The sequence below is a fragment of the Shinella sp. BE166 genome (assembly GCF_051201095.1).
Classification (GTDB): domain Bacteria; phylum Pseudomonadota; class Alphaproteobacteria; order Rhizobiales; family Rhizobiaceae; genus Shinella; species Shinella lacus.
Window position 1 is genome coordinate 288534 of sequence record NZ_JBPEHL010000007.1, and the last position, 26779, is coordinate 315312.

Below are 26779 nucleotides of genomic sequence, written 5' to 3' on the forward strand. Positions count from 1 at the left end.
AACCGAAAGGTTCGCCTATTCGAAGACGATGGCCGGGGCGCCGCGCCCACCCTTGCCCTGCACCGCCTGCAGTTCCTCCCAGACCCGAGTGGCGATGGCGCGGTAGGTCTTTGCCGCCGCACCCTCCGGGTTGGAGACGACGACCGGCGTGCCGGCATCGGAGGTCTCGCGGATATCCATGGTCAGCGGCACCTCGCCGAGGAAGGGCACGCCGATGCGCTCCGCCTCCTTGCGCGCGCCGCCATGGCCGAAGATGTCGTAGCGGTTGCCGGTATCGGGCGCGATGAAATAGCTCATGTTCTCGACGATGCCGAGCACCGGCACCTCGACCTTGTTGAACATGTTGAGACCTTTTCGCGCGTCGATCAGCGCGAGGTCCTGCGGCGTCGAGACGATGACGGCACCGGCGAGCGGCACCTGCTGGGCCATGGTGAGCTGGGCATCGCCCGTGCCGGGCGGCATGTCGACGACGAGCACGTCGAGCTCGCCCCAGGCGACCTCGCGCAGCATCTGCATCAGCGCCGACTGGATCATCGGCCCGCGCCAGATCATCGCCACTTCCTCGTCGACGAGGAAGCCCATCGACATAACCTTGATGCCGTAATTCTCCATCGGCTTGATGATGCGGCCATCGATCTGCTGCGGCCGGCCGGAAATCTGGAGAAGCCGCGGCATGGAGGGGCCGTAGATATCGGCATCGAGAATGCCAACGCGCAGGCCATTGATCTTGAGCCCCAGCGCCAGGTTGACCGCCGTGGTCGACTTGCCGACGCCGCCCTTGCCGGAGGCGACCGCGATGATGGCGCCCACACCCGGGATGCCGGATTTTGCGCGCTGCTGCGGCTGCGCCGGCGCGGCATGGGCGTGGCCTGTGTGGGAGTGACCGGCATGCGAATGGCCGGCATCACCGCGGCCCGGCGGCGGCGGAGTGGGTGCGCGTGTGGCGGCGGGGCCGGTGGCGGCGCGCTTATCGGCGGTCAGTGCCACCATGGCGGCCTTGATGCCGGGGATTTCCTTGACGACGCGCTCGGCGGCAGCGCGCATCGGATCGAGCTCACGGGCGCGGTCGGCCGGCACGGTGATGGAGAAATAGGCCTTGCCGTCGGAGATGAAGACGTCCGAGACGAGGCCGAGATCGACGATATTGCCGTCCATCTCCGGCCCGCGCACCGTGCGCAACCGTTCCAGCACCTGTTCCTTGCTTACATCCGTCATGAAACCCTCGATCGTCCTGTCGTGGCGTCAAACCACAGCCCTGCCCCCGTAGATAGTGTACGGGACGGCCATCGCCAAACGAATTTCCCTGCGACAGAAAGCTCAGGCGATCAGCCCGCGGCGGATCGCCTTGACCACGGCCTGGGTGCGGTTGACCGCTTCCAGCTTGCGGGTGACCTGGTTGAGATAGTGGTTCACCGTGTGCTCGGAAAGGCCGAGGATTTCGGCTATCTCCAGGCTCGTCTTGCCGGCCGCCGTCCAGCTCAGGCACTGGATCTCGCGTTCGGTGAGCACCACCTGGCCGGATTTCCACGCCGCACCGATCTCGGCCAGGCGGTTGAACAGGTGCACGGAGATCATCTGCAGCATCAGCCGGTCGTCGCGTGCCAGCGTTGGGCCCTCGCCGCCCCAGACGACCGCGCCGCGATTGCCGAGTGCATCGTGGACCGGGAAGAAATGGCCGACCAGCATGCCGTGATTGGTCATCATGTCGAGCAGTTCGGTAAAATCCGCCTGCTCGGAGGATTCGCCGATCCATTCGCGCATGTCATACGTAAAAGGCACCGTGGTGAGCCGCAGCTTCCGGATTCCGGCGGAGTGGCGCACCATGCGCAGGGCATCGTATTTGGCGAGAATTTCCTGCGGCCAGTTGCTGACGATGGAATAGGCCGACAGCTTTTCCGCCTCGAAGCCCGGCAGGTTGAAGACGATGAAGAATTTGAGCCCGTATTCCTCGCACTTGCGCCGCATATAGCGCACGATATCGAACTGCGTTTCGAGGGCGGCGATGTCGCTGCCCTCGTCCTGTAGCTGGTTGTCGGTACTGCTTGTCTCGTCAGCTGTCATGGTCCCCCGCAATTTTGTTCTTAGCCTTGAGCAACTGGAGCCGAGCCGCACGTGTTCCAGAAGATCGCAAGGTTTTTTTGTGCATCAGTTCAAAAGTCCGGCGCGGATCGCCTTTGCGACCGCCTGGACCCGGTTGACGGCATCAAGCTTGCGCGTCGCCCGGTTGAGATAGTGGTTGACCGTATATTCCGACAGGCCGAGAATTTCCGACATCTCGACACTGGTTTTCCCGGCAGAAGCCCAGGACAGGCACTCGATCTCGCGGCGCGAGAGAGAGACGTTCTGCCGGCGCCCGGCGCGCAGGTCGACGACCTCGGTGAAGATGAGGTTGGCGACCGCGTTGAGCTCGGCCATTTCACGCGGATTGAGGGTTTCGCGCGTGCCGCCGAAGGCAAGCGCGCCGCGCAGGCCGGCCGAATTGTGCGCCGGGAAATAGGCCCCGCGCGACAGGCCGTGCTGATCGAAGAGGCAAGCTGCAATCGCCGACTTGCCATCGATCCGCCCACGGTTCGTGCGGTCCGCATCATAGGTGAAAGGGTTGGTGCTCTGGCGCAGTCGCTCAATGACGGGGCTGCCGAAAATCAGGCCGGCATGGTCGTATGTCTTGAGCATCTCGTCCGGCCAGGACGTCAGCAGCACATTGGAGGAGAAATCGGTCGACGTTTCGGAAGGAACGTTGATCAGCAGGTAGCTGCGAAAGCCATAATGCTTGGCGAGGCCATCCAGCGTCTCGGCAACATCCTCCTCCGAGCCCAGAGTCGAGGGACTGACGTCCCAGCGATGCCGAAGCTGTGCAGATGTCGTGTGAAATCGATCCGCCATATCCATTTTCCTTCAGCACGCACGCGAACGTGCGGCAAAACATGCCGACACGATGCACTGCTTGCTTCAGGAACCCCCGTATCCCAATGCAAGTATGTAAGATGAACCGCGCCTCAAGTTCGCGGGTGAGCGACGCAAATCTGAGCCGGCCAAGAGGGAAGCTAATGGTGCCCCCATCCCGCGTCCAGCGCGATTTTCTAATTTACCGTAAAATGGGGGTCGAAGACAACCATGCCATTATTTACGTACCTCAAACCTCGACCTACCGTTGCGGGCCGAGGCGAGCCGCCAGTTCCGCCGTGATGGCGCGGGCAGCATGGCTGACGCGCGGCGCCCAGCCGTCGAGCTGCTCCTGCCCGACCCGATAGGCCGGCCCCGTCACCGAAACGCCTGCGAAAAGCGCGCGGCCGGCATCGAAGACCGGGGCTGCGACGCAGCGGATGCCGGGCTCGTGCTCCTCCCGGTCGAAGGCGATGCCGCTCGCCCGGATTTCCGAAAGTTCGGCGAGCAGAGACGCCCGGTCGGCAAGGGTCTGCGGCGTAAAGCGGCGGAATTCCAGGCCCGACAGGATGGCATCCAGCGCCGTCGCATCGAGCACCGACAACGCCGCCTTGCCGACGCCGGTGCAATAGACCGGCGAGGCATTGCCGATCTGCGAATTCATGCGCACGGCCTGCCGGCTCTCCACTTTGTCGAGATAGATGATTTCCCGCCCGCGCAGGACGCCGAGATGCACGGTCTCGCCGGTTTCCCGGTGCAGCGCTTCGAGAAAGGGGGCGGCGACGGCGCGGAATTCGTTGCGTGCCCAGCTTGCGGAGGCGAGTTTCAGCAGGCGCAGGCCGGGCGTATAGGAATGGTCCGGGCGCAACTCCAAGAGCCCCTCCTGCACCAGATGGGAAAGCTGGCGGTGCAGCGTGCCGCGCGGCTGGCCGCTGACGGCGAGCACGTCGGTGAAGCGCATGGGACGATCGGCCAGCGCCACCGTCTCCAGCACGGCGATCGCCTTGCCGAGCGTGCCGGTGCCCGCACCACCCTCGTCCTGCCGTTCCGGTTCCATTGTCGCAGCTCCCGCCGATCCCTTGACATGGGCGTATAGTAACGGAATAATTCCGAATAATCAAACTCAGTTCCAAATAATGGAATTTATATCGGGAGCGTGACGATGGCGGGCCGCTATCCGGACCTCGCAGGACAGGGCGTTTTCATCACCGGCGGTGGCTCGGGCATCGGCGCGGCACTGGTGGCGGGTTTTGCCGCCGAGGGTGCGCGCGTCGCCTTCGTCGACATTGCCGAGGCGGAGAGCCGTGCGCTCGTCTCCGAGCTTGACGGCAAGGTCGACCATATCCCGCATTTCATACGGGCGGACCTGCGCGATATCGCGGCTTTGCGCAGCGCGGTCACCGAGGCGGCGGCGGTGCTTGGCGGCATTCGCGTGCTCGTCAACAATGCCGCGCGCGACGACCGGCATGATCTCGACACCGTCGAACCGGACTATTGGGATGACAACCAGGCGGTCAACCTTCGCCCCCACTTCTTCGCCGCGCAGGCCGTCGCCCCGTTCATGCGACAGGCTGGCGGCGGTGCGATCGTCAATTTCTCCTCGATCGCCTACCTGCTGAACATGGGCGAGTTTCCGGGTTATGCGGCGGCCAAGGCCGGCATTATCGGCCTCACCAAGTCGCTCGCCGGCCGGCTCGGCCCGGAGAAAATCCGCGTCAACGCCATCCTGCCCGGCATGGTGTTGACCGAGCGCCAGAAGCGCCTGTGGATCGACGAGGCGGCGATGGCCGGCGGCATCGAGCGGCAATGCCTGAAGCGCTCCCTGACGGCCGACGACATGGTCGGCCCCTGTCTTTTCCTGGCGTCGGAAGCCTCCGCCGCCATCACCGCACAGACGCTCATCGTCGATGGAGGCATGCTCTGATGACCGAACCCGCTTATGTCGCGGTCGACTGGGGAACCTCCAGCTTCCGCCTCTGGCTCATCGGTCGCGATGGCGGCGTGATCGCCGAGCGCCGCAGCGGCGAAGGCATGACGACCGCCGCGCGCACCGGCTTTGCCGACGTGCTGGCCAGCCACCTCTCGGCAATCGCCGCACCCGCCGGCCTGCCCGTGCTGATCTGCGGCATGGCCGGCGCCAAGCAGGGCTGGGTCGAGGCCGGTTATCTCGATACGCCGGCGGCCCTCTCCGCCATTCCCGCTGCCGCCGTGCGCATTCCCGGCATGGCCGCCGATATCCGCATCCTGCCCGGCCTTGCCCAGCGCGATGGCGCGGCACCGGACGTCATGCGCGGCGAGGAGACGCAGCTTCTGGGGGCTGCCGGCGAACTCGGCAGCGGCGACCACCTCGTCTGCATGCCCGGCACGCACAGCAAATGGGTGCGCCTCTCGGGCGGCAAGGTGCAGGGCTTTTCCACCTTCATGACCGGCGAGCTTTTCGAGACCATCGCCAAGCACACGATCCTCAGCCACGCCATCGCCGATGCCGGCGCGATTTCGGGCGGCAGCGCCGCGTTTCGCGATGCCGTGACGCGCATGGTCGCCAACCCCGCCATCGCCACCAGCCAGCTCTTTTCCGTGCGCGCGGGCTCGCTGATCGCCGGCCTTTCGCCGGAAGACGCCAAGGCGCGGCTTTCCGGTACGCTGATCGGCCTTGAGATCGCCGGTGCGCTTTCGCTCGTCGCCGCCGGCACACCGGTCGCGCTCGTCGTCTCGGGCGGGCTTGGCGCGCTCTACAAGGAGGCGCTTGCCGCCGCCGGCATCTCCCCCTCCATCATCGATGCCGACAGCGCGGTGCGCAACGGCCTTGCCGCAGGCGCTAAGGCGCTCTGGTCCCTCTGAGAAAGCAAAACAAGATGTCCCGCATTCCCTTCCCCCCGATGAAGTACCCGCTGATCGCCATCCTGCGCGGCCTGAAGCCGAGCGAGACGGAGGCGGTCGTCGGCGCGCTGATCGAGACCGGCCTGACGGCGATCGAGATCCCCCTGAATTCACCCGAGCCCTTCAAGTCGATCGAGATCGCCGTGAAGATGGCGCCGGAAGGCTGCCTGATCGGCGCCGGCACGGTGCTCACCGTCGAGGATGTCGGTAAGCTTGCCTATGTCGGCGGGCGGCTGATGGTGAGCCCGAATGTCGACCCGGAGGTGATTTCCACCGCTGCCGCGCGCGGCATGGTGACGATGCCCGGCGTCTTCACCCCCACCGAGGCGCTTGCGGCCGCGCGCGCTGGTGCCACGGGCCTGAAATTCTTCCCGGCCAGCGTGCTCGGCCCTTCCGGCATCCAGGCGATCCGCGCGGTGCTGCCGGCCGAACTGGAAATCGCCGCCGTCGGCGGTGTTTCGGAGAAGAACTTTGCCGATTATGCCGCCATCGGCGTACGCAGCTTCGGCCTTGGCTCCAGCCTCTACAAGGTGGGCATGGGGGCCGGCGAGGTGCGCGCCCGGGCAAAAGCGACGATCGAGGCCTATGATGCCGTCTATGGAGGAAACCGATGACCGAGACCCATTCCTTTAACGGTCGCATCCTGTGCGACGTCGCCAGCGAACTCGGCGAAGGCCCGACCTACGATCCGGCGACCGACAAGGCGCTGTGGTTCGACATCAAGGGGAAGAAGCTGCATGAGCTGCATCTTGCGACCATGACCAAGGCCGTGCACGACCTGCCTTTCCTCGGCAGCGTGCTCGCCGTCATCGATGCGGAGCGCCAGCTGATCGTTTCCGACCAGGGCCTCTTCATCCGCGCCACCGCGGACGGAAAGCTCACTCCCTTCGCCACGCTGGAAGACAAGGCGCACAACCGCTCCAACGATGGGCGCGTACATCCTTCCGGTTCGCTCTGGGTCGGCACGATGGGGCGCGGCGAGGAGAAGCAGTCCGGCGCGATCTATCATGTGGCGCGCGACAAGGTCACACGGCTCTATTCCGACATCACCGTTCCCAACGGCATCTGCTTTTCGCCGGATGGCAGCATCGGCTATTTCACGGATACGGGCGTCAATCATCTGATGCGCGTGGCGCTCGACCCGGCGACCGGCCTACCGGTCGGCCAGCCGGAGGTGCTGAGCGACGAAACCGTGAACGCCGGCGGCATAGACGGCTCGGTCTGCGATGCGGACGGCCTCATCTGGAACGCGCGCTGGGGCGGGAATGCGGTCGAGGTCTACAAGCCCGACGGGACGAAGATCGCGCGTCATCTGGTGCCGGCGTCGCAGGCGACCTGCCCGGCCTTCATCGGCAGCAAGGCCGACCGCATGCTGGTCACCTCCGCCTGGGCGGGATTCGATGCGGCGCGGCGTCTGGCCGATCCGCATGCCGGCCAGACCTTCGAGCTCGGCATCGCGGTAAAGGGGCGATTCGAACCGAAATTCCTGCTCTAGACGCATAGCTGCAATCAAAAACGAGGCAATTTTTATCGGAACCAAACCGGGGGGTCGCCGTTCCTTGTCCATCAGCCGGTGCGGACGGGCACTTCAAAACCTCCGCCGCGCCTTGATGCCAACGAGACGAAAGGCAGGTTCCAAAATGACCAACAAGCTTCTTACTTCCGTTGCCGCTGGTGCAGTTTTCCTGGGCGCGGCTCTTGCTCCGGCAGCGTATGCGCAGGACACCACCCAGCCGGCCGCCGGTGAAACCCAGACCATGGAAAAGCCGGCCGTAATGCCGGGCGATGACGCGACGGGCACGACGCCTGGCGACACCGCCGCCAACCCGACGACGACTCCGACCGACGACACGGCCCAGACGCCGGCCACCGGTACGGCCACCCAGGATACGGCTGAAACGCCGGCAACCGCCACGGAAGACACCGCCCAGGCTCCGGCCGCCGGTGGCGACTACCTGACGGCCCAGTCGCCGGAACAGATCAGCGCCAACACCTATATCGGCCAGGCTGTCTATAACAGCGCGGACGAAAGCATCGGCAAGATCTCCGACCTGATCATGGAGAAGGATGGCGGTATTTCCGCAGCCATCGTCGGTGTCGGCGGCTTCCTCGGCATCGGTGAAAAGTGGGTCGCGGTTCCGTTCGAGAAGATCTCGATCGCGCAGGTTCCGGATACGGATGACGTCAAGCTGACGACGACCGAAACCGCCGAAAGCCTGCAGGCCGCGCCGGAATTCAAGACCACGGCGCAGCAGGTAGCCGAACGCCAGGCCACGACCCCGGTCGACACCTCGACGACCTCGTCGACGACCGATACGGGCACGGCCCCGGCCACCACCCAGCCGGTTGAATAATCCGGCAGGTATTTTCTGACCTCTCCAGCCCGGTGGCGTCCCCTGCGCCACCGGGTTTTTTCGTGTGCAGTCTAAAACAGCACCCCGTATCGCAAGGCATCGTAGATGCCGGCGTGGATGTTGCGGCTGTGCACGGCGTCGCCGATGCGGATGAGGTCGAAGGCGCCGTCCGGATTGCGGGTCTGGATCGGGTTTTCCTGGCGGATCAGCGCCTTGTAGTCGACGGCGCCGAGATTGCGCGACAGGGGCTTCAGCTCGAAATAGAGGTCGGCCATCGGCATGGTGCCGTGTTCGACCACGACCTGCGCGACGCGGCGTTCGGCTGACGCCGTCGGCGAGAAGTCGGAACAGAGCGTCGCTACCAGCGCATTGCCGTCGCGGCGCACCGATTTCAGCCGTGTGTTGATGGTGGCGCGGACGTTCTTCTCCGCGAAGGTCTTGGCATAGGGAACGTGGTTCATGCCGCCGATCTCCGGAGCGAAGAACCGTTCCGGCGAGACCACCTCCAGTTCGGCACCGGATTTCGCGATCAGTTCCGCCGCCGTCATGCCGCTATGCGCACCGTTATCGTCATAGAGCAGCACCGGGCCTTCCGGCCGGACGGCACCGGCGATGATGTCCCAGCTCGACACGACGAGATCGTCGCCCGCTTCCAGCTCCGGGTTTTGCGCGATGCCGCCTGTGGCGATAACGACGAGATCCGGGTTGAGGGCAAGCACGTCGTCGCCGCCGGCAAAGACGTTGTAGTGGATCGGCACGTGCAAGCGCTCCAGTTCGGCAAGCCGCCAGTCGACGATGCCGACCAGTTCCTTGCGCCGCGGATTGCGCGCGGCGAGCAGGATCTGCCCGCCGGCCTCGCCGGTCGCCTCCAGCACCTCGACGACGTGGCCGCGCTCGGCGAGCACGCGGGCCGCCTCCAGCCCCGCCGGACCGGCGCCGACCACCACGGCCTTGCGGATCGGGCCGGTCGACTTCGAGATGATATGAGGGATGGTCGCCTCGCGGCCGGTCGCCGCATTGTGAATACAGAGCGCGCCGCCGCCCTCGTAAATGCGGTCGAGACAGTAGGTGGCGCCGACGCAGGGGCGGATCTGCGCCTCCCTGCCCTCCTCGATCTTCCTGACGATATGCGGATCGGCGATATGGGCGCGCGTCATGCCCACCATGTCGAGCTTGCCCTCGGCGATCGCGTGCCGGGCCGTCGCGACATCGGCGATGCGGGCGGCGTGGAAGACGGGGAATTTCGTGGCGGCGCGCACCTCGCCGGCAAAGTCCAGATGCGGCGAGGCGGCCATGCCCTGGATCGGGATGACGTTGGTCAGGTGCGCATCGTGGTCGATATGGCCCTTGATGATGTTGAGGAAATCCACCTTGCCGGAATTCGCAAGCCGGCGGGCGATCTCGATGCCCTCCTCTCTCGACAGGCCGATGTCCCAGTCCTCATCCGCCACCATGCGGATGCCGACGATGAAATCCGGCCCGACGGCCTTGCGCACCGCCTCCAGCACCATGTCGGAAAAGCGCAGGCGATTGTCGAGCGAGCCGCCGTATTCGTCCTCGCGCCGGTTGGTGGCAGGCGACCAGAAGCCATCCATCAGATGGCCGTAGGCTTCGAACTCGATGCCGTCGAGGCCGGCGGCCTGCATGCGTTGCGCGGCGGCGGCATAGTCGCCGACGATGCGCTCGATGTCCCAGTCCTCGATCTCCTTGGGGAAGGCGCGGTGCGCCGGCTCGCGCACGGAGGAGGCTGAGAGCACCGGTAGCCAGTCGCCCTTGTTCCAGCCGGTGCGGCGGCCGAGATGGGTAAGCTGGATCATCACGGCGCAGTCATGCTCATGACAGTCGTCGGCGATCTTCTTCAGCCACGGCACGATCTCGTCCGAATAGGCGTAGAGATTGCCGAAGGCGGGCGGGGAATCCTCCGAGACGATGGCCGAGCCCGCCGTCATGGTCAGCGCCATGCCGCCCTTGGCCTTTTCGGCGTGGTAGAGCCGGTAGCGGTCCTTCGGCATGCCGTCTTCGGAATAGGCCGGCTCATGCGAGGTCGACATGATCCGGTTCTTCAGCGTCAGGTGCTTCAGCCGGTAGGGCTGGAGCAGCGGGTCTTTCGATGGCGTCATTTCAAGTCTCAATACCACGCATCTGCCATGGCGGCCTTCTTGCGGTCCATATAGTCGCAGAGCGCCGCGTCGATGGCGATATCCAGCGGCGGCGCTTCATATTCGGCGAGCGTCTTTTTCCACTGGCGATTGGCGCGCGTCGCCATGTCGGTCGAGCCGCCCTCCTCGCTCCATTTTTCGAAGGGCTCGTTGTCGGACAGCGTCGAATCCCAGAAGGCCGTCTGGTAGTTGCGCATCGTGTGGTCGCAGCCGAGGAAATGGCTGCCGGGGCCGACCTGCAGGAAGGCATCCATGGCAAGCGTGTTGTCGTCCACGACGACGCCGGCAAGATAGGAATGCAGCGCGCCGCAGAGATCCGCATCCATCACGAATTTTTCATAAGACATGGCGAGCAGGCCATCCAGGAAACCCGCCGAATGCAGGATGAAGTTCGCGCCGCAATGCACGGCCGACAGCATGGACATCAGCCCTTCCTGCATGGCCTGCCCGTCCGGCAGCTTGGAATTCGAAAAATTGCCGGCGCAGCGCAGCGGTAGCTCCAGGCGGCGCGCAAGCTGGCCGACGACCATGGAGCCGATCGCCGGTTCCGGCGTACCGAAGGTCGGCGAGCCGGAGCGCAACGACATGGACGACAGGAAATTGCCGAAGATGACCGGGGCGCCCTTCCTTTCCAGCTGGGTCAGGGCGCAGCCGGCGAGCGTTTCGGCGAAGGACTGCGCGATGGCGCCGGCATTCGTCACCGGCCCCATGGCGCCGCCGAGGATGAAGGGCACGATGACGGCGGCCTGGTTGGCGCGGGCATAGGCGCGCAGCGACTTCGTCATGGTGCCGTCCCAGACGAGCGGCGAATTGACGTTGACATTGCCGAGGATGACGCAGTTTTTATCGACGAAATCGGCGCCGAACAGGATACGCGCCATGTCGATGGAATCCTCCGCGCGCTCCTCCGCGGTGATCGAGCCCATGAAGGGCCGGTCGGAATATTTCATATGGCTGTAGACCATGTCGAGGTGGCGCTTGTTCACCGGGATATCGACCGGTTCGCAGATCGTGCCGCCGGAATGGTGCAGCCAGGGGCTCGACTGGGCGAGCTTGATGAAGTTTCGGAAATCCTCCAGCGTGCCGTAGCGCCGGCCCTTGTCGAGATCCATCACGAAGGGCGAGCCATAGGCGGGCGAGAAGACCACCTTGTTGCCGCCGATCTGCACGTTGTTGGCCGGATTGCGCGCATGCTGGGTGAATTCGGCGGGCGCCGAGGAGACGATCTCGCGCAGCATGCCGGGTTCGAAGCGCACGAGCAGGCCTTCGACCTTGGCGCCCGCCCGCTTCCAGTGCTCAATCGTCGCGGGGTCGTCGCGGAATTCGATGCCGACCTCGGCGAGGATGCGGTCCGCGGCACCCTCGATCTTCAGGAGGTTTTCCTCCGACAGCACGTCATAAGTCGGGATGCCGCGCACGATATAGGGCACGCCGAGCGGCTTTGCGCTGTTGTCGCGGCGCGTTCCCCTCGTCCGCCGTGCCGGTGCTTCGATCGTCGCTGCCTCACCCATAGTCGCCTCCATAATTTGAGCCGAGGCTAGGCGCGAAAAATCCTGCTGTAACGCTGGAAAAAACTTACCGAGACTATAAGGTGAGTTTATGGAAACCCTGCGCCGCCTGCTCCCCTCCGCCTCCAGCCTCATCATCTTCGAGGCCGCCGGGCGGCACCAGAATTTCACCCGTGCCGCAAGCGAGCTCGGCATGACGCAGGCCGCCGTCTCCTATGCGGTGCGCAACCTGGAGGAACAGCTCGGCGTCGCGCTCTTCCACCGCGTCCACCGCGCCGTCGAGCTGACGGACGCCGGAGAGCGCTTCCATGCCGACGTGACGCTCGGCCTGTCGCGCATCCAGAAATCGGCGGAGGATATCCGCGCCAAGGGGCGGGAGGCGAATGTGACGCTCGCCGCCTCCACCGCCTTCACTTCGATGTGGATGCTGCCGCGGCTCGGCAAGCTGCGCGCCGACCTGCCGGACGTCGACCTGCGTATCCAGACCAGCGTGCGCGATCTCGACCTCGACGAGGAGCCGATCCCGCTCGGCATTCGCGGCGGCGATCCGGCAAAATGGCCGCGCTACCACGCCGCACTGCTGGCGCCGGAGGTGATCACCGCCGTGGCAAGCCCCGCATTCATCGAGAGCCGGGGGCATCCGAAGACGCCGGAGGAACTGCTGAAACTGCCGCTCATCCATCTGGAAGAGCCGGTCAGGGCCGCCTGCGACTGGCCGGAATGGTTTGCCAGCGCCGGCATGCGCTATCCGGCGCAGGCCCGGCGGCTTTCGATCAACGACTATGTGCTGGTGATCCAGGCGGTGCTGGCGGGGGAAGGTGTGGCCCTTGGCTGGCAGCACCTCATCGAGCGGCAGGTGCGCTCGGGCGCGCTCGTCACCGTCGGCGGGCATGTGCTGCGCATGGAAGAGGCCTTCTACGTCGTCTGGCCGCGCTCGCGGGACTTGAACGGTCCGGCACGGCGAGTGCGCGACTGGCTGGTGGAAGAAGGCCGGCAGAGCCGGACCGGTGAGGCCTGAGCCTCAGCGGCGTAAAACGGGACGCACTTCTTCGTGGAAGAAACGGAAATAGGAGGTGATCTGCGCCAGCGCGTTGGTCGACAGCTTGTACTGGATGCCGAGGCGACCGTTGCGGAACCAGCGGATCGTGCCGCTGAGCCTGCCGAGTTCCTCGCTTTCGATCGTCACGAGCTGGCCCGGTATCGCCTGCACCGGCTTTTCCAGGTCGAGCGCCATGCCGTTTTCCGACAGGTCAACTACGCGGCCGCGCGTCGATTGATGCATGACGTTGACCGTCGCGAAAATCCGCACATTGGAACGGTCGGCCGCCCTGACGGGCATGTCCTTGATGGTCGTCATCCGTGGCTCCCTCACGTATTCGTTCTATTGAACCACCATAGCGCGAGGTGTTTGCTATCCCGCTAATCGGAAACGGAGAAATTTAGCGAATTGGCCTATTCGGAGACAAATCGTCAGGCGGAGGCCGCGCGGCCTTCGATGCTGACATAGCGGTCGGAGAGGTAGCGCATGGTGGCGACCGCATCGGCCGGCTTGCCGTAGAAATAGCCCTGCCCCATGCCGCAGCCGAGTGCCTTCAGCTTCAGCGCCTCGGAGAAATCCTCGATGCCCTCGGCGACCACGGCAAGGTCGAGCCCCTCGCACATGGCAACGATCGCCTTGATGATGTGCTCGGAGGCCTTGTCGTTGGAGATGCGCGAGACGAAGGCGCGGTCGATCTTCACCTTGTCGAAGGTGAAGTCACGCAGGCGCCCGAGGCTCGACTGGCCGGTGCCGAAATCATCGAGCGAAATGCGAACACCGGCAGCACGCAGCTCGCCGACGATCTTCTGCGCCGTGTCGGCATCCGTCATGACGGCCGTCTCGGTGATTTCCAGCTCCAGCCGGCGCGGATCGAGCCCGACCCGGTTTAGGATCGCCAGTGTGTTGAAGGCCGTCTTCGGGTCCATCAGCTGGGCGGAGGAGAGATTGAACGACAGGAACAGTTCGCGCGGCCAGGACAGCGCCGCTTCCGCCGCCTTGCGCAAGAGCGTGTCCGACAAGGCATCGATGAAGCCGCGTTCTTCGGCGAGCGGCACGAAGACGGCGGGCGAGACGTAGCCGAGATCGGCATCGCACCAGCGCGCGAGCGCCTCGAAACCGACCACCGTATCGTCGCGCAGGCTGACGATCGGCTGGAAATGCACGTCCACCTCATTGGCGATGATGGCATTGCGCAGCGCCTGTTCGAGCTGCGTCGCGCGCTTCATCTCCTGGGCGATTTCCTGCGAATAGACGGTGATCTGGCCGCGCCCGCGCCGCTTCGAACGATAGAGCGCGGTATCGGCGCTTTTCAAAAGCTCGGTGAAATCCTCCCCGGCGAAGGGATAGATGGAAAAGCCGAAGGAGGCGGACAGGCGCACGTTGCGGTCGCCGAGATCGAAGGGGGCCGACAGCACCTCGCGCAGCATCTGGCCGATCTTCTCGGCGCCCTTGCGCTCGAAGACCAGCGGCAGCACGAAGGCGAATTCGTCGCCGCCATGGCGGGTGACGGTCGCGCCATCCGGAATGCAGGCCTTGAGCCGGTGGGCGACCTGGCAAAGGATCTCGTCGCCGGCACGCGGGCCAAACAGGTCGTTGATGGGTTTGAAGCCGTCGAGATTGGCGATGCCGACGGCGAAGGGTGCGGGATCTTCCTCGCGCTCCTTGGCGATCTGGCGGACCTTGTCACGCAGGCGATAGAGATTGCCGAGCCCGGTCAGCGGGTCGGTATAGGCCATGGCATGGAGGTCAGTCTGGGAAACATCCAGCGCCGCATGATTAGCAGACTTCATCAATGATTTCCCGTACTTGCCTCGACCTCCGACGACCGCTTCACGATGAGGCATGATCGTTAACAAAAGCATATCAAACGATCGTCACTCCTGTCCTCACGCCTCCCCAAATCTGGGGAGTTGACCAGTCCTTTTCAACTTATGCGACAGATTTCTCCGGTTGCGGGATGGCATAGCGCCGGTAGATCGCCTCGATCATGTCGGGGCTGACGGGCTTGGTGATGTAGTCGTCCATGCCGGCGTCCATGCAGTTCTGCATGTCGACATTGAGGGCCTGGGCGGTGACGGCGACGATCGGGGTGTGGGTGCCGGTCAGCTTCTCGGCGGCGCGGATTTCCATCGCCGCGTCGATGCCGTTCATCACGGGCATGGAAATATCCATCAGCACGAGGCGCGGCTGGTGCTTGCGCCACAGCATGACCGCCTCCTCACCGTTCTCGGCGATGCGATGCGAGATGCCCATGCCTTCGAGGATCTGCGAGAAGACGAACTGGTTGATCTGGTTGTCTTCCGCCACCAGTACCTCGATATCGCCGACGGCGCCGGGCAGCATGGTGGAGATGTCGGTGGCGATGTACCAGTCGTCGGTGAGCGAAACCGGCGTGACGATGTCGCCGAGCGGCGACTGGTTTTCCGAGAGCAGCTCGTGCTGCTCGACGAGCCCACGCATGAAATCCGGACCGATGCCATCCGGCGCGATCACCCGCGTGGCGATGCCGCGGCCATTGTCGATGATGGCTTCATGGTCCGGCATGTTGGCGTCGATCACCACCGCGTCGAGCGCAAGACCCTGGCGGGCGGCAAGGGCGAGGAAGGCGTCGTGTTCGCCGACGCTGCGCACCGCACAGCAATCCGCACCGCGCGCCTTGAACTCGCCGACGAGGATTTCCTCGATGCGTGGATTGGGGGTCGCAATCAAAACGCGCTTGCCGGAAAGCGCGCGCAGTTCCTCCGGGTTCATCTGGTCGAGCAGCAGGCGGCGTTCAGCGTCATGCACGGGGTCGAAGCAGTTCTGCGCCTCGACGAAACCGCCGGGCACGCGCAGGAACGCGTCCTCGTCGTCCGAGACGGCCTTGTCGCCGGCGACGAGCGCACTCACGTCTTCCATGACCGTCACCAGCGCGTGATGGCCCGGGGCGCCGATGCGGTATTTGCGGGTAAGGACGTAGAGGTCGGAGCCGTCGGCGCGGATGACATGTTCCGGCACGCTGAAGGGTTCGCCGGTCTCCAGCACGGCGCGGTCGCTGCGCTCGATGCGCTCGGCGTTTTCCGCATCGGCGAGATCCCAGACCGTGCGGCCGAGGACCCCATCGGCATTGACGTCGTAGATGGCGCAGAAGGCCCGGTTCGCCGCGATATAGGCGAGGCTGCGGTCCTTGATGATCACCGGCGATGGCAGGGTCTCGAGGATCTCCTCAGTCAGCGCGATGCGCTCGAGGTCCGAGCGCCACTGCTCTTCCTGCTTCTTCTGTTCGGAAACGTCGACCAGCGTCGTGACATTGTAGCCATTCGGCAGGCGGCGCTTGCGGAAATGGATCCAGCGGTCGCGGCCAAGCCGCTCGACGGCGTCGTACTGCTCGCGCCAGTGGGCGGAAATGCGGTTGGAGATCCACTCCTCGCGGTTGACCGCCTTGTGGCGCTGCTCGGGCGGAATGCCGTAGCGCACGCCGCTGTCGAAGATCGCGCCGAGCACGTCGCGCAGCCGCGTTCCGGCCTTCAGCGTATCGGCGGGGATCGGGAAATAACGGAGAACCTGGCGGCTGGCGAAGACGAGGCAATCGTTCTTGTCGTAGACGATCACGGCGGCGGCGAGGATATCGCACGCGGCTTCAAACATTCCCAGCCGGATGTTCGCGTCTGACGACGCTACATCATTCATAGTGGCAGACCTCGCCTGTCTGGCATTCCCGGTATCATGCTGATCGGTGCATTGCACCTTCGGACGTGCGGGAATGACAGCGGCCAGCGACGCTGAAATTGTCCACCGGAGGACCCGGCCGGCTTGTGTTCATACAAGCGTCTGGGCACGTTCGCAGCATTTTATTAAAGCCTGATTAAACGATTTCAGAAGGCCCTTCGACGCAAGCCGGGATAAGGCAAGTTGGCCCTTCCAAGCCCGCGCCGAATCCGCGAAAATGGCGGCATGACCATCAGGCAGCTTTCCGAAACCCTCATCAACCAGATTGCCGCCGGCGAAGTGATCGAACGGCCGGCAAGCGCTGCCAAGGAATTGATCGAGAACGCGCTGGATGCCGGTGCGACGCGCATCGAGATCGCCACGGCTGGCGGCGGCAAGACGCTGCTGCGCGTCACCGACAATGGCAGCGGCATGGCGCCCGCCGAGCTGGAACTGGCGATCCGCCGGCACTGCACCTCCAAGCTTGAAACGGATCTCCTGGACATCCGCACGCTCGGCTTTCGCGGCGAGGCGCTACCCTCGATCGGCTCCGTCGCGAAACTCTCGCTGCTGAGCCGCACGGCAGAGGCCGGCGAAGGGGCGGAAATCAGCGTGACCGGCGGCAAGGTGCAGCCGGTGCGGCCGGCCGCCGCCAATCGCGGCACCGTGGTCGAGGTGCGCGACCTGTTCTTCGCCACGCCCGCGCGCCTCAAGTTCCTGAAGAGCGAGAAGGCCGAGGCGTCGGCGATTTCCGACGTGGTGCGGCGCATGGCGATCGCCTTCCCGCAGGTGCGCTTCGTGCTTTCGGGCTCCGACCGCACGACGCTGGAATTTCCCGCGACCGGCACCGACAGGCTCGCCCGCATCGCCCAGGTGCTCGGCCGCGATTTCCGCGACAATGCCATCGAGATCGATGCGGCGCGCGAGGATGTGCGGCTGACCGGCTTTGCCGGCGTGCCGACCTTCAACCGCGGCAACAGCCTCAACCAGTTCGCCTTCGTCAACGGCCGGCCGGTGCAGGACAAGCTGATCTGGTCGGCGCTGCGCGCCGCCTATGCCGAGACGATCCCGCACGGGCGCTATCCGGTCGCCGTGCTGGCGATCGACATCGACCCCGCACTGGTCGACGTCAATGTGCATCCGGCGAAATCCGACGTGCGCTTCCGCGATCCCGGCCTGGTGCGCGGCCTGATCATCGGCGCGATCCGCGAGGCGCTCGCCCGCGAAGGCGACCGCGCCGCGACGACGGGCGCCGCCGGCCTGATGCGCGCCTTCCGGCCGGAAGCCGCCCGTCCCGCCGCACCCTGGACGCCGTCGGCCTCGCCCTACCGACCCTTCGAGACGGCGGGTGCCGCGTCGAACCATTTCCGCGAGCAGCAGGCGGGTTTTGCCGATTTCGCCGCGCCCTCGGCGCGCAGCGAGCCGGTCTTCCCCTCGCCGGCAGCCCGGGAGGAGGAGCCGCCGCAGCGCCATCCGCTGGGTGCTGCCCGCGCGCAGCTTCATGCCAACTACATCGTCGCGCAGACCGAGGACGGGCTGGTCATCGTCGACCAGCATGCGGCGCATGAGCGGCTGGTCTTCGAGGAAATGCGCAATGCGCTGCATTCGCGCGCCGTCCCGGCGCAGGCGCTGCTCATTCCGGAGATCATCGATCTTTCCGAGGACGATTGCGACCGGCTGGTCGCCCATGCCGACGAATTCGCCAAACTCGGCCTCGGCATCGAGCGCTTCGGCCCGGGTGCCGTCGCGGTGCGCGAGACGCCGGCCATGCTCGGCGAGATGGACGCGGCCGGCCTCATCCGCCAGCTTGCCGACGAATTGGCGGAATGGGACACGGCCAGCGGGCTGAAGAACAAGCTGGAATATCTCGCCGCGACCATGGCCTGCCACGGCTCGGTGCGCTCCGGCAGGCGCATGCGGCCGGAGGAGATGAACGCGCTGCTGCGCCAGATGGAGGCGACGCCCGGCTCCGGCCAGTGCAACCACGGGCGCCCGACCTATATCGAGCTGAAGCTGTCGGATATCGAGCGGCTGTTCGGGCGAAGCTGAGAGGGAAACCTCTGGAAATTTAGCCTATGCCGAGATATGGCATAGGCGTCACATGAGATGGATATTGAAATCGATGATGAACCGTTTTGAAGGCCGCGGCAGCCGCGAAGCGAAGATCCGCTATCTCGACGGCGATTTCCAGATCCTGATGCCGGGTTCGCACGTCACCTGCGCGATGACCGGCGAGACGATCCCGGTCGACGAACTGCGCTACTGGAGCGTGCTGCGCCAGGAGCCCTATATCAGCTGCGAGGCTTCGCTGGAGGCCGAAAAGCGCGCCGGCGCGCTACCGACGCAGAAGCGCTAGACCTTACTTCTCCGCCAGCCGGTGCAGCTTGCGCCGCCGTGCGCTGGCAATCGCCGCGTCGATGATCGCATCCGGCCCCTTCGGGTCGTCGAAGCGGATTTCCACCTCGATCACCCGGCTTTTCGCCTTCAGTTCCTCCGAGCGGCCATGCCCGCCGGCAAGGCGCACGCTGTCCTTTGCCGTGGTGACAAGCTGGTAGCCGAGCCCTTCGGCGTGATCGAGGATATCCGCCGCCTCGTCGTCGCTGAGATAGTGATGATCGGGGAAGCCACGCGTCACGTAGAGATGCGCGCCGGTCTCGGTGACGGTGCGGAAGAACTTTTCGTTGTCGGCGATGCCCGACCAGGCCATGACGACCTGGTCGCGCAGGTCGTCCGCGCCGACGGTGGCGAGTGTTGCGGAATGGATCGCCTTGCCGGCGCGGGCCGCCTGGCGGATCAGCCGGTCGGCGGCATTGCCATCGCCGATCGCGAGCAGCGCATTGGCCTGGCGCATCTGTTCGGCGAGCGGCGCGCGCACCGGGCCGCTCGGCACGAGATAGCCGTTGCCGATGCCGCGGCGGGTATCGATGACCAAAAGCGCATAATCGAAGGTCAGTTGCGCGCTCTGGAAGCCGTCGTCCATGATGATGAGGTCGGCGCCCTCCTCCACCAGCTTCCTCGCCCCTTTGACACGCCTGCGCGCGATCACCGTCAGCGCCTCGCGGGCGAGCAGCAGCGGCTCGTCGCCGACGGCGCGGGCGCGGTGATGGTGCGGATCGACGACGGTGGTGACATCCAGCGAGCCGCCATAGCCGCGCGACAGGAAGCCGGGCTTGAGGCCGCGGGCCTTCGCCGCGCGGGCGAGCGCGATCGCCGTCGGCGTCTTGCCGGCGCCGCCGACGGTGAAATTGCCAACGCAGATGACGGGCACCGAAATCTCGGCGCGGCGGCCCTTGCGCATGCGCCGGCCGGCGATGAGCCCATAGAGGCGCGAGACGGGCCAGAGCGCATAGGCACGCCAGTCAGCCTTCGTCCACCAGAAAGGCGGCGCTTCACTTACCATTCAGTCCCCCGCGGGCGTCCCGACCCGGTCGCGTCCAAGAAACGCGAGATGCTGCGGAAAATCAACCATGCGAAACGGGCCAGGCGAGCGAGCGGCGGTTTTCTCACGCCGCCGGGCGCGCGGTGGCTGCTTCGGGGAACAGGGGCACAAGTTCGGTGATGTCGTTGAGGCAGTAGTCGGAGGCGTCGGCCAGCGACTGGCGCGAGCCGGTGCCCGTCAGGACAGCGACGGTGAGGCCGGCGCCGGCGTTGCGGCCCATGTGCATGTCGTGGTTGTTGTCGCCGACGACAGCGATCTGGTGCGGTTCGAGACCGGTTGCCGCGCAGAAGCCCATCACCATGCCGGGTTCGGGCTTGGTGCCGAAACCGCTGTCGTAGCCAGCGACGTAATGCAGATAGCTATCGAAGCCGAAGCGTTTTGCCGTCGCGCGTATCGAGGCCTCGTTGTCGCTGGAGGCGACGCCGAGCCAGTAGCCGCGGGCATGCATGGTGGCGAAGAACTGCGCGAGATCCGTGACGGCGACGGCAAGCTGCGCCGAATTGGCGAAGAGCCCGTCGAAATGGGCGGCGAGCGCCTCCACCGTGAAGGGAGAGCCGGCGGCGACCATGCCTTCGGCGATCTCGACCGTGTTGCCGGCGGCCAGCAGGCTGTCGGGCGTCACATAACCGGTGTCCGGGTTCATGCCGCCGGCCAGGAGCAGCACGCGGGCCAGATCCTCGTCGCCGGCGGCGGCGATGCGGGCGAGCTCGTAGTTCACCGGCACCCAGCTCTTGGCATAGTCGAGCAACGTCCCGTCCTTGTCGAAAAGGATGCCGGAGATGGTCTGCGCCTTGGTCATGGCTTGCCTTTTCGTCTGGTTTTCAGGTGGTCTGGCGCGGATGCAGCCGCGCCTTCACGGTGAGCGGGTTGATATAGGGTTCCAGCCCCTTGATGGTGGCGCGTAGCGCCCCGCGCATCTCCTGCACGGTCTCCTGCCCCGCCTCGATCATCTGCTTGCGCATGTCGTCGTTCATCATGAGGTAGTGCACGCCCTTGGCCAGCATTTCCACGTCGCGCACCATCTTGGCGCTGCCGTTGCGGGCGAGCTGCTGGTAGGACTCGCGGAAATTCTGCACGTTGCCGCCGGACAGGATGGCGCAGCCGAGCATGGCCGGCTCCAGCGGGTTCTGCCCGCCTTCGGCAAAGAGCGAGCGGCCGACGAAGGCGATCTCCGTCATGCGCAGGTAGAGCCCCATCTCGCCGATCGTGTCGCCGAGGAAGATATCGGTTTCCGGCGTCAGCGGGTCGTTCAGCGTGCGGCGGGCGACCTTGAGGCCGCGCGCCGTCAGCATGTCGGCAATGGCGTCGCCGCGCTCGGGATGGCGCGGCACGACGATGGTGAGCAGGCCGGTCCGCTCCTTGAGTGCCCGGTGTACGTTGCCGGCGGCCGCCTCCTCGCCCTCGAAGGTCGAGATCGCGGCCCAGGTGCGCCGGTCGCGGATCTGGTCGAGATAACCCCTGAGCACGGCGGAATCGGCCGGCGGCGCATCGGTGTCGACCTTGAGATTGCCCGAGACCATGACCGGCAGCGCACCGAGCGTGCGAAAACGGTCGGCATCGAGTTCCGACTGGGCGACGACGAGGGCGAAATTCTCGAAGATCGCATCGGCGATCGACATGCGCCGCTTCCAGCGCGGGAAGGAGCGATCCGAAATGCGGCCGTTGACCAGGACCTGCGGGATGTGGCGCTTGCCGAGTTCCAGGATGGTCATCGGCCAGATCTCAGACTCTGCCATGATGGCGAGGTCGGGGTGCCAATATTCGAGGAAGCGGCTGATCGCCGGCTTCACGTCGAGCGGCACATATTGGTGGATGACATCCGGCCCCAGGCGCTCGCGCACCACCTTGGCGGAGGTGATGGTGCCGGTGGTGAGCAGGACGGCGATGCCGCGGCGGCGCACTTCCTTGATGAGCGGAATGACCGCCATCGTCTCACCGACGCTTGCCGCATGGAACCAGACGAGCGGGCCGGTGGGGCGCGCAACGCTGGCAAAACCGTAGCGCTCGCGGCGGCGGGAGCGGTCTTCCTTGCCCTTGGCGGCGCGGAAGCCGAGATAGGGTCCGACGATCGGATAGAGCGCGACGCCGCCCCAGCGATACAGCGACAGCGCGAAACGGGCGAGCCGCCTGCTCATGCGCAGGGCACCGTCGTTGTGAGCTTGGGGCTTTTCGGCATCATGGAAGGTCCGGTCTTTCTGTTCGGCGCGGCCTCAGGCCGCGCGGAACGGTGTCGGGGGAACGTGGCTCAGCCGTTCTGCGGGTCCAGAAGGCGATGCATGTGGACGATGAAATAACGCATATGCGCATTGTCGACGGTCAGCTGCGCCTTGCCCTTCCACGCGGTGAGCGCGGATGCATAATCGGGGAAGATTCCGACGATATCGAGATTGTTGAGGTCGCGGAACTGGGTGTCCGTGAGGGTCTTCAGCTTGCCGCCAAAGACGAGGTGGAGGAGTTGTTTCGGTTCGGTGGTTTCGGTCATGTCTTCTCTCTTTTTCTTACCGATTTCGGCAGGTGGTTTGCGGTATTCCGCACCAAAGGTCAATGGCCGGCAAGGTGCCGGGAGGCGTCCACAAGCCCGGAAAGCCGGGACAAACCGGCGGCCGCCAGCGTCTCGTGGCTGACGGTCGGGCGGTTGTAGAGGAGCGCCTCGCCATCGAGCGTCACGAGCGCGCCGCCGGCGCGCGCGAGGATGAGGTCGGCGGCCGCCAGATCCCAGTCGTGGGCGTTGCGCTTGACCAGCGTCGCATCGATGCGCCCGTCCGCCACCATGGCAAGCCTGTAGGCGAGCGACGGCACATGCGAGATGCGGTGCACGCCGCCGGAAAGGCCCCGGTGGAGGTCCTGCGTCATGTCCTCGGGGATCGCCATGCGCGTCGACCGGCTGGCATCCGGCTCGGTGACATGGATGGGCTTGCCGTTCTTCAGCGCCACGCCATCGGCGGCGGCGGTGAACAGTTCATCAAGCGACGGGGCGAAGAGCACGCCCGCAACGGGGCGGCCCCGGTGCACGACGGCGGCGCTGACGCACCAGATGTCCTTGCCGGCGATGAACGCGCGCGTGCCGTCGATCGGGTCGATGACAAAAACCGTCTCGCAGTCGAGCCGGCCGGCATCGTCGTCGGTCTCCTCCGACAGCCAGCCATAGTTCGGCCGGGCGGAGAGCAGCTCCTTCTTGAGGATATCGTTGGCCGCGAAATCGGCGGCACTCACCGGCGAGTGGCCACCATTCTTCCACCAGACTTCCGGCCCCTTGCGGAAGAAATCGAGCGCCCGCGCCCCCGCCAGCCGCGCCGCGCCGACGAGCAGATCGAGGTCGGCGGTCCAGGGATTGGCGGGGTTCGGCATGGTCTCACGTCCCGGCAAGCGTCATGCCTTCGATGGCCAGCGTCGGCGCGGCGACGCCGAACGAGCGGTCGATGTCATTTGCCGGCGTGATGCGCATGAACATGTCGACGAGGTTGGAGGCGATGGTGACTTCCGAGACCGCGAAGGTCAGCTCGCCATTCTCGATCCAGTAGCCGGAGGCGCCGCGGCTGTATTCGCCCGTCACCATGTTGACGCCCTGGCCGATCAGCTCGGTGACGTAGAAACCGGTGCCGACGGAGCGGATCAGGTCTTCCGCCGAGATATCGCCGGGCTCCAGCGCGAGGTTGGTGGAGGCCGGGTTGACCGAGGTGCCGCCGCGCACGCCGCGACCGTTGGTCTTCAGGCCGAGTTCGTTGGCGGTGGAGGTGGAGAGGAACCAGTGCTGCAACACGCCGTCCTCGATCATGGCGAGGCGCTTGCCGGTGACGCCCTCGCCGTCGAAGGGACGCGACGACGAGCCGCGCACGATGAGCGGGTCGTCGGTGACCGAAAGCCCGGCCTTCAGCACCTGCTTGCCCATGCGGTCGCGCAGGAAGCTCGTCTTGCGGGCGACGGAGGCGCCGTTGATCGCGCCGGCAATATGGCCGGTCATGCCGCGCGCCACGCGCGGATCGAAGACGACGGTGACGTTCTTGGCCGTCGGCACCTGGCGCGGATTGAGCCGGCGCACGGCGCGCGCCGCCGCCTCGCGGCCGATCTCTTCGGCATCGCGCAGGTCGGCGAAGTAGAGGCTCGAATCGTAGTCGTAGTCGCGCTCCATCTTCGTGCCTTCACCGGCAATGACGCTGACGGAGCGGCCGAAGCGGCTGGCGCTGTAAGCGCCGGAAAAGCCGTGCGAGGTGGCGAGCACGAGGCCGCCCATGCCGGCGGACGCGCCGCCGCCGCCGGAATTGGTGATGCCGGAGACCGCCAGCGCCGCGGCTTCGGCGGCCAGTGCTGCCTCGGTCAGCTGTTCGGCGGAGACTTCGGTCGGGTCGTAGAGTTCGAGATCCGGCCAGTCGCGCGCAAGGTCGGCCTCGGCGGCAAGCGACGCATAGGGGTCTTCCGGCGAGGCCTTGGCCATGGCGACGGCGCGCTCGGCGAGCACCGTCAGGTCGAAGCCGGGATTGGCGGAAACGCTGGCGACGCGCTTGCCGACGAAGACGCGCAGCGAGAAGTCGTCGCTCTCCGAGGCTTCGGTGCCCTCGACCTTGCCGAGCCGGACGCTGACGGACGAGGAGCGGCCGCGCACCACGACGGCATCGGCCGCATCCGCCCCCGCCTGTATGGCGCGGTCGATGAGTTCGCCGGCGCGCGCGAGAAGGCTTGCGGAATCGATCGTCTCTGACATGACTTGGCCTTTCTTTGCTGACCCATTTATTGTGCAGTAGCACGAGCATCAAGGGCAGCCGCGCCTTTTTTGCCCTCGTGCCCGCGCCCCTCGAAGAAAGCCTTCCGCATGTCCTATACCCACAGCCCGTATAACGAGGTCCTGCTGATGCTCGGCGGCGCGCTTCTCGCCGCGCCGATCTTCAAGCGGCTGGGGCTCGGCACCATTCTCGGCTACCTTGCGGCCGGCGTGGTGATCGGCCCGATCCTGCACCAGATCCGCGACGGCGAGGAACTGCTGGGCGTTGCCGAACTCGGCGTCGTGTTCCTGCTCTTCCTGATCGGGCTGGAGCTGAAGCCTTCGCGCCTGTGGGCGATGCGCCACGATATCTTCGGGCTCGGCCTGGCACAGGTGGTGCTGACCGGCCTGGTGCTGGCGGGACTGACCCTGCTGTTCGGGCTGGAGGCGTGGGACGGGGCGCTGATCATCGGCTTCGGTCTGGCGCTCTCCTCCACCGCCTTCGCCATGCAGATCCTCGACGAGAAGGGCGACACCAACACGCGCTTCGGCCAGCGCGCCTTCTCCATGCTCTTGTTCCAGGACCTCGCCATCGTGCCGCTGCTGGCGCTGATCCCGCTGCTTGCCGAACAGGCGCCGCAGGACACGACGACGGCCTTCCAGGACTTCCTCGTCGCCATCGCCGCCATTGCCGCGCTCTTCGTCGCCGGCCGCTACCTGCTCAATCCGCTGTTCCAGATCATTGCGCGCACCGGCGCGCGCGAGGCGATGATCGCGGCCGCCCTCTTCGTCGTGCTGGCCGCCGCCATGCTGCTGCAGATGGCGGGCCTCTCCATGGCGATGGGCGCCTTCCTTGCCGGCGTGCTGCTGGCCGATTCCTCCTACCGCCATGAATTGCAGGCGGATGTCGAACCGTTCCGCGGAATCCTGCTCGGCCTGTTCTTCATGGCCGTCGGCCTGTCGCTGCATCTCGACGTGATCTTTTCGAGCTGGCTGACGATCCTGATCGCCACGCCCGCCGTCATGCTGGTGAAGGGCTTCGTGATCTACGGCCTCTGCCGCTTCACCGGCTCCTCGCACAATGATGCCGTGCGCATCGCGCTGCTGCTGCCGCAGGGCGGCGAATTCGGCTTCGTGCTGTTCACGGCGGCGGCCGCCGCTGGCATCTTTTCCGGCGGGCTCGCCTCGCTGCTCATCGCCATCGTGACGACCTCCATGGCGCTGACGCCGATTGCGGCGGCCCTTTCCCGCTTCCTGCTGGTGGCCGACGTGGAAGAGGAGATGGAGGAGGATTTCGAGGGTGCCGGTGCGGACGTGCTGATGATCGGCTTTTCGCGCTTCGGCCAGATCGCCGCGCAGATCCTGCTTGCCGGCGGGCGTGAGGTGACGGTCATCGACCATTCGACCGACCGCGTGCGCCAGGCCGCAAACTTCGGCTTCCGCATCTATTTCGGTGATGGCACGCGCAAGGACGTGCTGCGCGCCGCCGGCATCGAGCGCGCCAAGATCGTCGCCGTCTGCACGCAGGGCAAGGCCTCGACGGACCGCATCGTCGATCTCGTACAGTCGGAATATCCCAACGCGACGATCTTCGCCCGCTCCTACGACCGGGTGCACACCCTGTCGCTGCGCGCCCGCGGCGTGCAGCACGACGTGCGCGAAACCTTCGAATCCGCCCTCGTCTTCGGCCGGGAGACGCTGGAAGCGCTCGGCGTGGAGCCGGACGACGCCCTGGCCATCGGAGACGACATCCGCCGCCGCGACGTGGCGCGGCTGGAATTGCAGGCGGCCGAAGGGATTTCCGCGGGGCGGCACATGCTCCATTCCAAGCCGGTCAAGCCGGAGCCGCTGCTGAAGCCGAAAAACGTGACGCAGGCGGACGAAGAAGAGAGCGTCTGACCATTGTGCGCCGTTACCCCCCTCTGCCCTGCCGGGCATCTCCCCCTCAAGGGGGGAGATCGGCAAGCGGCAAGGACATTGCTTCAAAGGCATCGTTTATTTTGGGCGAAACGACTGCCCCATCCAATCTCCCCCCTTGAGGGGAGTGTTTACACGGAACGCTTTTGAGGTTCTGCTATGGGGGTGATTTGCGTGGAGGCAAGTGATGGATTGCCCGGGCTGTGGTGGTGTCGAT

General features: G+C 65.6%; 24 protein-coding genes. 9 read left to right on the forward strand and 15 right to left on the reverse strand.

Going from position 1 to position 26779, the window contains the following annotated elements:
* Positions 1-15 precede the first annotated feature (15 nt).
* The 4 genes from J2Y63_RS19600 to J2Y63_RS19615 all read right to left on the reverse strand — a co-directional run bounded on the left by J2Y63_RS19600 (position 16) and on the right by J2Y63_RS19615 (position 3940).
* Positions 16-1215, reverse strand: a complete 1200-nt coding sequence (locus tag J2Y63_RS19600; protein ID WP_435267469.1) for an Mrp/NBP35 family ATP-binding protein — start codon at positions 1213-1215, stop codon at positions 16-18.
* Between the two features lie 102 nt (positions 1216-1317).
* On the reverse strand, positions 1318-2061 hold the full coding sequence (locus J2Y63_RS19605; RefSeq protein ID WP_256118524.1) for a helix-turn-helix transcriptional regulator: 744 nt from the start codon (positions 2059-2061) through the stop codon (positions 1318-1320).
* An 84-nt stretch (positions 2062-2145) separates the two neighbouring features.
* Entirely contained in the window at positions 2146-2883 is a 738-nt protein-coding gene (locus J2Y63_RS19610; protein ID WP_256118523.1) for a helix-turn-helix transcriptional regulator, read from the reverse strand.
* Positions 2884-3145: 262 nt separating this feature from the next.
* A complete protein-coding gene (locus J2Y63_RS19615) occupies positions 3146-3940 on the reverse strand; it encodes an IclR family transcriptional regulator (RefSeq protein ID WP_435267470.1) in 795 nt (264 codons plus the stop codon).
* Between the two features lie 105 nt (positions 3941-4045).
* Between J2Y63_RS19615 and J2Y63_RS19620 the strand changes: the two genes are divergently transcribed.
* The 5 genes from J2Y63_RS19620 to J2Y63_RS19640 all read left to right on the forward strand — a co-directional run bounded on the left by J2Y63_RS19620 (position 4046) and on the right by J2Y63_RS19640 (position 8117).
* Positions 4046-4807, forward strand: coding sequence for an SDR family NAD(P)-dependent oxidoreductase (locus tag J2Y63_RS19620; protein ID WP_435267471.1), 762 nt, complete (start codon positions 4046-4048; stop codon positions 4805-4807).
* Entirely contained in the window at positions 4807-5724 is a 918-nt protein-coding gene (locus J2Y63_RS19625) for a 2-dehydro-3-deoxygalactonokinase (RefSeq protein WP_435267472.1), read from the forward strand. The genes J2Y63_RS19620 and J2Y63_RS19625 overlap by 1 nt, the downstream gene beginning before the upstream one ends.
* Positions 5725-5738: 14 nt before the next feature.
* Positions 5739-6377, forward strand: a complete 639-nt coding sequence (locus tag J2Y63_RS19630; RefSeq protein ID WP_435267473.1) for a 2-dehydro-3-deoxy-6-phosphogalactonate aldolase — start codon at positions 5739-5741, stop codon at positions 6375-6377.
* Positions 6374-7258: an SMP-30/gluconolactonase/LRE family protein gene (locus J2Y63_RS19635; RefSeq protein WP_435267474.1), complete on the forward strand. Its 885-nt coding sequence runs from the start codon at positions 6374-6376 to the stop codon at positions 7256-7258. The genes J2Y63_RS19630 and J2Y63_RS19635 overlap by 4 nt, the downstream gene beginning before the upstream one ends.
* 145 nt (positions 7259-7403) lie before the next feature.
* The gene (locus tag J2Y63_RS19640; RefSeq protein WP_256118517.1) at positions 7404-8117 is read left to right on the forward strand and encodes a PRC-barrel domain-containing protein; all 714 of its coding nucleotides are present in this window, start codon (positions 7404-7406) and stop codon (positions 8115-8117) included.
* 71 nt (positions 8118-8188) lie between these two features.
* Here the strand turns inward: J2Y63_RS19640 and J2Y63_RS19645 are convergent, their stop codons facing one another.
* Both J2Y63_RS19645 and J2Y63_RS19650 read right to left on the reverse strand, forming a co-directional pair.
* Positions 8189-10237, reverse strand: coding sequence for an NAD(P)-binding protein (locus J2Y63_RS19645; protein ID WP_435267475.1), 2049 nt, complete (start codon positions 10235-10237; stop codon positions 8189-8191).
* An 8-nt stretch (positions 10238-10245) separates the two neighbouring features.
* The gene (locus J2Y63_RS19650; protein WP_435267476.1) at positions 10246-11787 is read right to left on the reverse strand and encodes a trimethylamine methyltransferase family protein; all 1542 of its coding nucleotides are present in this window, start codon (positions 11785-11787) and stop codon (positions 10246-10248) included.
* An 88-nt stretch (positions 11788-11875) separates the two neighbouring features.
* Between J2Y63_RS19650 and J2Y63_RS19655 the strand changes: the two genes are divergently transcribed.
* Positions 11876-12802 (forward strand): LysR substrate-binding domain-containing protein, encoded by a 927-nt coding sequence (locus J2Y63_RS19655; protein WP_435267477.1) that lies wholly within the window; start codon positions 11876-11878, stop codon positions 12800-12802.
* Between the two features lie 3 nt (positions 12803-12805).
* Here J2Y63_RS19655 and J2Y63_RS19660 read toward each other — a convergent pair whose 3' ends face one another.
* The 3 genes from J2Y63_RS19660 to J2Y63_RS19670 form a co-directional block, all read right to left on the reverse strand.
* Entirely contained in the window at positions 12806-13141 is a 336-nt protein-coding gene (locus J2Y63_RS19660; protein ID WP_435267478.1) for a PilZ domain-containing protein, read from the reverse strand.
* A gap of 113 nt (positions 13142-13254) precedes the next feature.
* The gene (locus J2Y63_RS19665; RefSeq protein ID WP_256118512.1) at positions 13255-14613 is read right to left on the reverse strand and encodes a putative bifunctional diguanylate cyclase/phosphodiesterase; all 1359 of its coding nucleotides are present in this window, start codon (positions 14611-14613) and stop codon (positions 13255-13257) included.
* A 139-nt stretch (positions 14614-14752) separates the two neighbouring features.
* Positions 14753-16450, reverse strand: a complete 1698-nt coding sequence (locus J2Y63_RS19670; protein WP_435267479.1) for a response regulator — start codon at positions 16448-16450, stop codon at positions 14753-14755.
* A gap of 306 nt (positions 16451-16756) precedes the next feature.
* On the opposite strand from J2Y63_RS19670, the gene mutL reads away from it, so the two are divergent.
* Both mutL and J2Y63_RS19680 read left to right on the forward strand, forming a co-directional pair.
* Positions 16757-18559 carry a DNA mismatch repair endonuclease MutL gene (gene mutL / locus J2Y63_RS19675; RefSeq protein WP_435267480.1) on the forward strand — a complete coding sequence of 601 codons (1803 nt, stop codon included), beginning with the start codon at positions 16757-16759 and terminating at the stop codon, positions 18557-18559.
* 76 nt (positions 18560-18635) lie between these two features.
* Positions 18636-18866, forward strand: coding sequence for a DUF2093 domain-containing protein (locus J2Y63_RS19680; protein WP_256118739.1), 231 nt, complete (start codon positions 18636-18638; stop codon positions 18864-18866).
* A gap of 3 nt (positions 18867-18869) precedes the next feature.
* Here the strand turns inward: J2Y63_RS19680 and lpxK are convergent, their stop codons facing one another.
* From lpxK to J2Y63_RS19710, 6 genes are all read right to left on the reverse strand, one after another.
* Positions 18870-19910 (reverse strand): tetraacyldisaccharide 4'-kinase, encoded by a 1041-nt coding sequence (lpxK, locus tag J2Y63_RS19685; RefSeq protein ID WP_435267481.1) that lies wholly within the window; start codon positions 19908-19910, stop codon positions 18870-18872.
* A gap of 103 nt (positions 19911-20013) precedes the next feature.
* The gene (locus tag J2Y63_RS19690) at positions 20014-20748 is read right to left on the reverse strand and encodes an HAD family hydrolase (protein ID WP_435267482.1); all 735 of its coding nucleotides are present in this window, start codon (positions 20746-20748) and stop codon (positions 20014-20016) included.
* 22 nt (positions 20749-20770) lie between these two features.
* Positions 20771-22084 (reverse strand): lipid IV(A) 3-deoxy-D-manno-octulosonic acid transferase, encoded by a 1314-nt coding sequence (gene waaA, locus J2Y63_RS19695; protein ID WP_435267483.1) that lies wholly within the window; start codon positions 22082-22084, stop codon positions 20771-20773.
* 110 nt (positions 22085-22194) lie between these two features.
* A complete protein-coding gene (locus J2Y63_RS19700; protein WP_435267484.1) occupies positions 22195-22431 on the reverse strand; it encodes a DUF4170 domain-containing protein in 237 nt (78 codons plus the stop codon).
* Positions 22432-22490: 59 nt separating this feature from the next.
* A complete protein-coding gene (locus J2Y63_RS19705; protein WP_435267485.1) occupies positions 22491-23297 on the reverse strand; it encodes a 3'(2'),5'-bisphosphate nucleotidase CysQ in 807 nt (268 codons plus the stop codon).
* Positions 23298-23301: 4 nt separating this feature from the next.
* A complete protein-coding gene (locus J2Y63_RS19710; RefSeq protein WP_435267486.1) occupies positions 23302-24648 on the reverse strand; it encodes a TldD/PmbA family protein in 1347 nt (448 codons plus the stop codon).
* A 108-nt stretch (positions 24649-24756) separates the two neighbouring features.
* Between J2Y63_RS19710 and J2Y63_RS19715 the strand changes: the two genes are divergently transcribed.
* The gene (locus J2Y63_RS19715) at positions 24757-26544 is read left to right on the forward strand and encodes a monovalent cation:proton antiporter-2 (CPA2) family protein (RefSeq protein WP_435267487.1); all 1788 of its coding nucleotides are present in this window, start codon (positions 24757-24759) and stop codon (positions 26542-26544) included.
* Positions 26545-26779 lie beyond the last annotated feature (235 nt).

Coding starts and splice junctions, on each gene's coding strand:
- J2Y63_RS19600 (WP_435267469.1), bottom strand. CDS start 1,215: ATGACGGATGTAAGCAAGGAACAGGTGCTGGAACGGTTGCGCACGGTG.
- J2Y63_RS19605 (WP_256118524.1), bottom strand. CDS start 2,061: ATGACAGCTGACGAGACAAGCAGTACCGACAACCAGCTACAGGACGAG.
- J2Y63_RS19610 (WP_256118523.1), bottom strand. CDS start 2,883: ATGGCGGATCGATTTCACACGACATCTGCACAGCTTCGGCATCGCTGG.
- J2Y63_RS19615 (WP_435267470.1), bottom strand. CDS start 3,940: ATGGAACCGGAACGGCAGGACGAGGGTGGTGCGGGCACCGGCACGCTC.
- J2Y63_RS19620 (WP_435267471.1), top strand. CDS start 4,046: ATGGCGGGCCGCTATCCGGACCTCGCAGGACAGGGCGTTTTCATCACC.
- J2Y63_RS19625 (WP_435267472.1), top strand. CDS start 4,807: ATGACCGAACCCGCTTATGTCGCGGTCGACTGGGGAACCTCCAGCTTC.
- J2Y63_RS19630 (WP_435267473.1), top strand. CDS start 5,739: ATGTCCCGCATTCCCTTCCCCCCGATGAAGTACCCGCTGATCGCCATC.
- J2Y63_RS19635 (WP_435267474.1), top strand. CDS start 6,374: ATGACCGAGACCCATTCCTTTAACGGTCGCATCCTGTGCGACGTCGCC.
- J2Y63_RS19640 (WP_256118517.1), top strand. CDS start 7,404: ATGACCAACAAGCTTCTTACTTCCGTTGCCGCTGGTGCAGTTTTCCTG.
- J2Y63_RS19645 (WP_435267475.1), bottom strand. CDS start 10,237: ATGACGCCATCGAAAGACCCGCTGCTCCAGCCCTACCGGCTGAAGCAC.
- J2Y63_RS19650 (WP_435267476.1), bottom strand. CDS start 11,787: ATGGGTGAGGCAGCGACGATCGAAGCACCGGCACGGCGGACGAGGGGA.
- J2Y63_RS19655 (WP_435267477.1), top strand. CDS start 11,876: ATGGAAACCCTGCGCCGCCTGCTCCCCTCCGCCTCCAGCCTCATCATC.
- J2Y63_RS19660 (WP_435267478.1), bottom strand. CDS start 13,141: ATGACGACCATCAAGGACATGCCCGTCAGGGCGGCCGACCGTTCCAAT.
- J2Y63_RS19665 (WP_256118512.1), bottom strand. CDS start 14,613: ATGAAGTCTGCTAATCATGCGGCGCTGGATGTTTCCCAGACTGACCTC.
- J2Y63_RS19670 (WP_435267479.1), bottom strand. CDS start 16,450: ATGTTTGAAGCCGCGTGCGATATCCTCGCCGCCGCCGTGATCGTCTAC.
- mutL (WP_435267480.1), top strand. CDS start 16,757: ATGACCATCAGGCAGCTTTCCGAAACCCTCATCAACCAGATTGCCGCC.
- J2Y63_RS19680 (WP_256118739.1), top strand. CDS start 18,636: ATGAACCGTTTTGAAGGCCGCGGCAGCCGCGAAGCGAAGATCCGCTAT.
- lpxK (WP_435267481.1), bottom strand. CDS start 19,910: ATGGTAAGTGAAGCGCCGCCTTTCTGGTGGACGAAGGCTGACTGGCGT.
- J2Y63_RS19690 (WP_435267482.1), bottom strand. CDS start 20,748: ATGACCAAGGCGCAGACCATCTCCGGCATCCTTTTCGACAAGGACGGG.
- waaA (WP_435267483.1), bottom strand. CDS start 22,084: ATGAGCAGGCGGCTCGCCCGTTTCGCGCTGTCGCTGTATCGCTGGGGC.
- J2Y63_RS19700 (WP_435267484.1), bottom strand. CDS start 22,431: ATGACCGAAACCACCGAACCGAAACAACTCCTCCACCTCGTCTTTGGC.
- J2Y63_RS19705 (WP_435267485.1), bottom strand. CDS start 23,297: ATGCCGAACCCCGCCAATCCCTGGACCGCCGACCTCGATCTGCTCGTC.
- J2Y63_RS19710 (WP_435267486.1), bottom strand. CDS start 24,648: ATGTCAGAGACGATCGATTCCGCAAGCCTTCTCGCGCGCGCCGGCGAA.
- J2Y63_RS19715 (WP_435267487.1), top strand. CDS start 24,757: ATGTCCTATACCCACAGCCCGTATAACGAGGTCCTGCTGATGCTCGGC.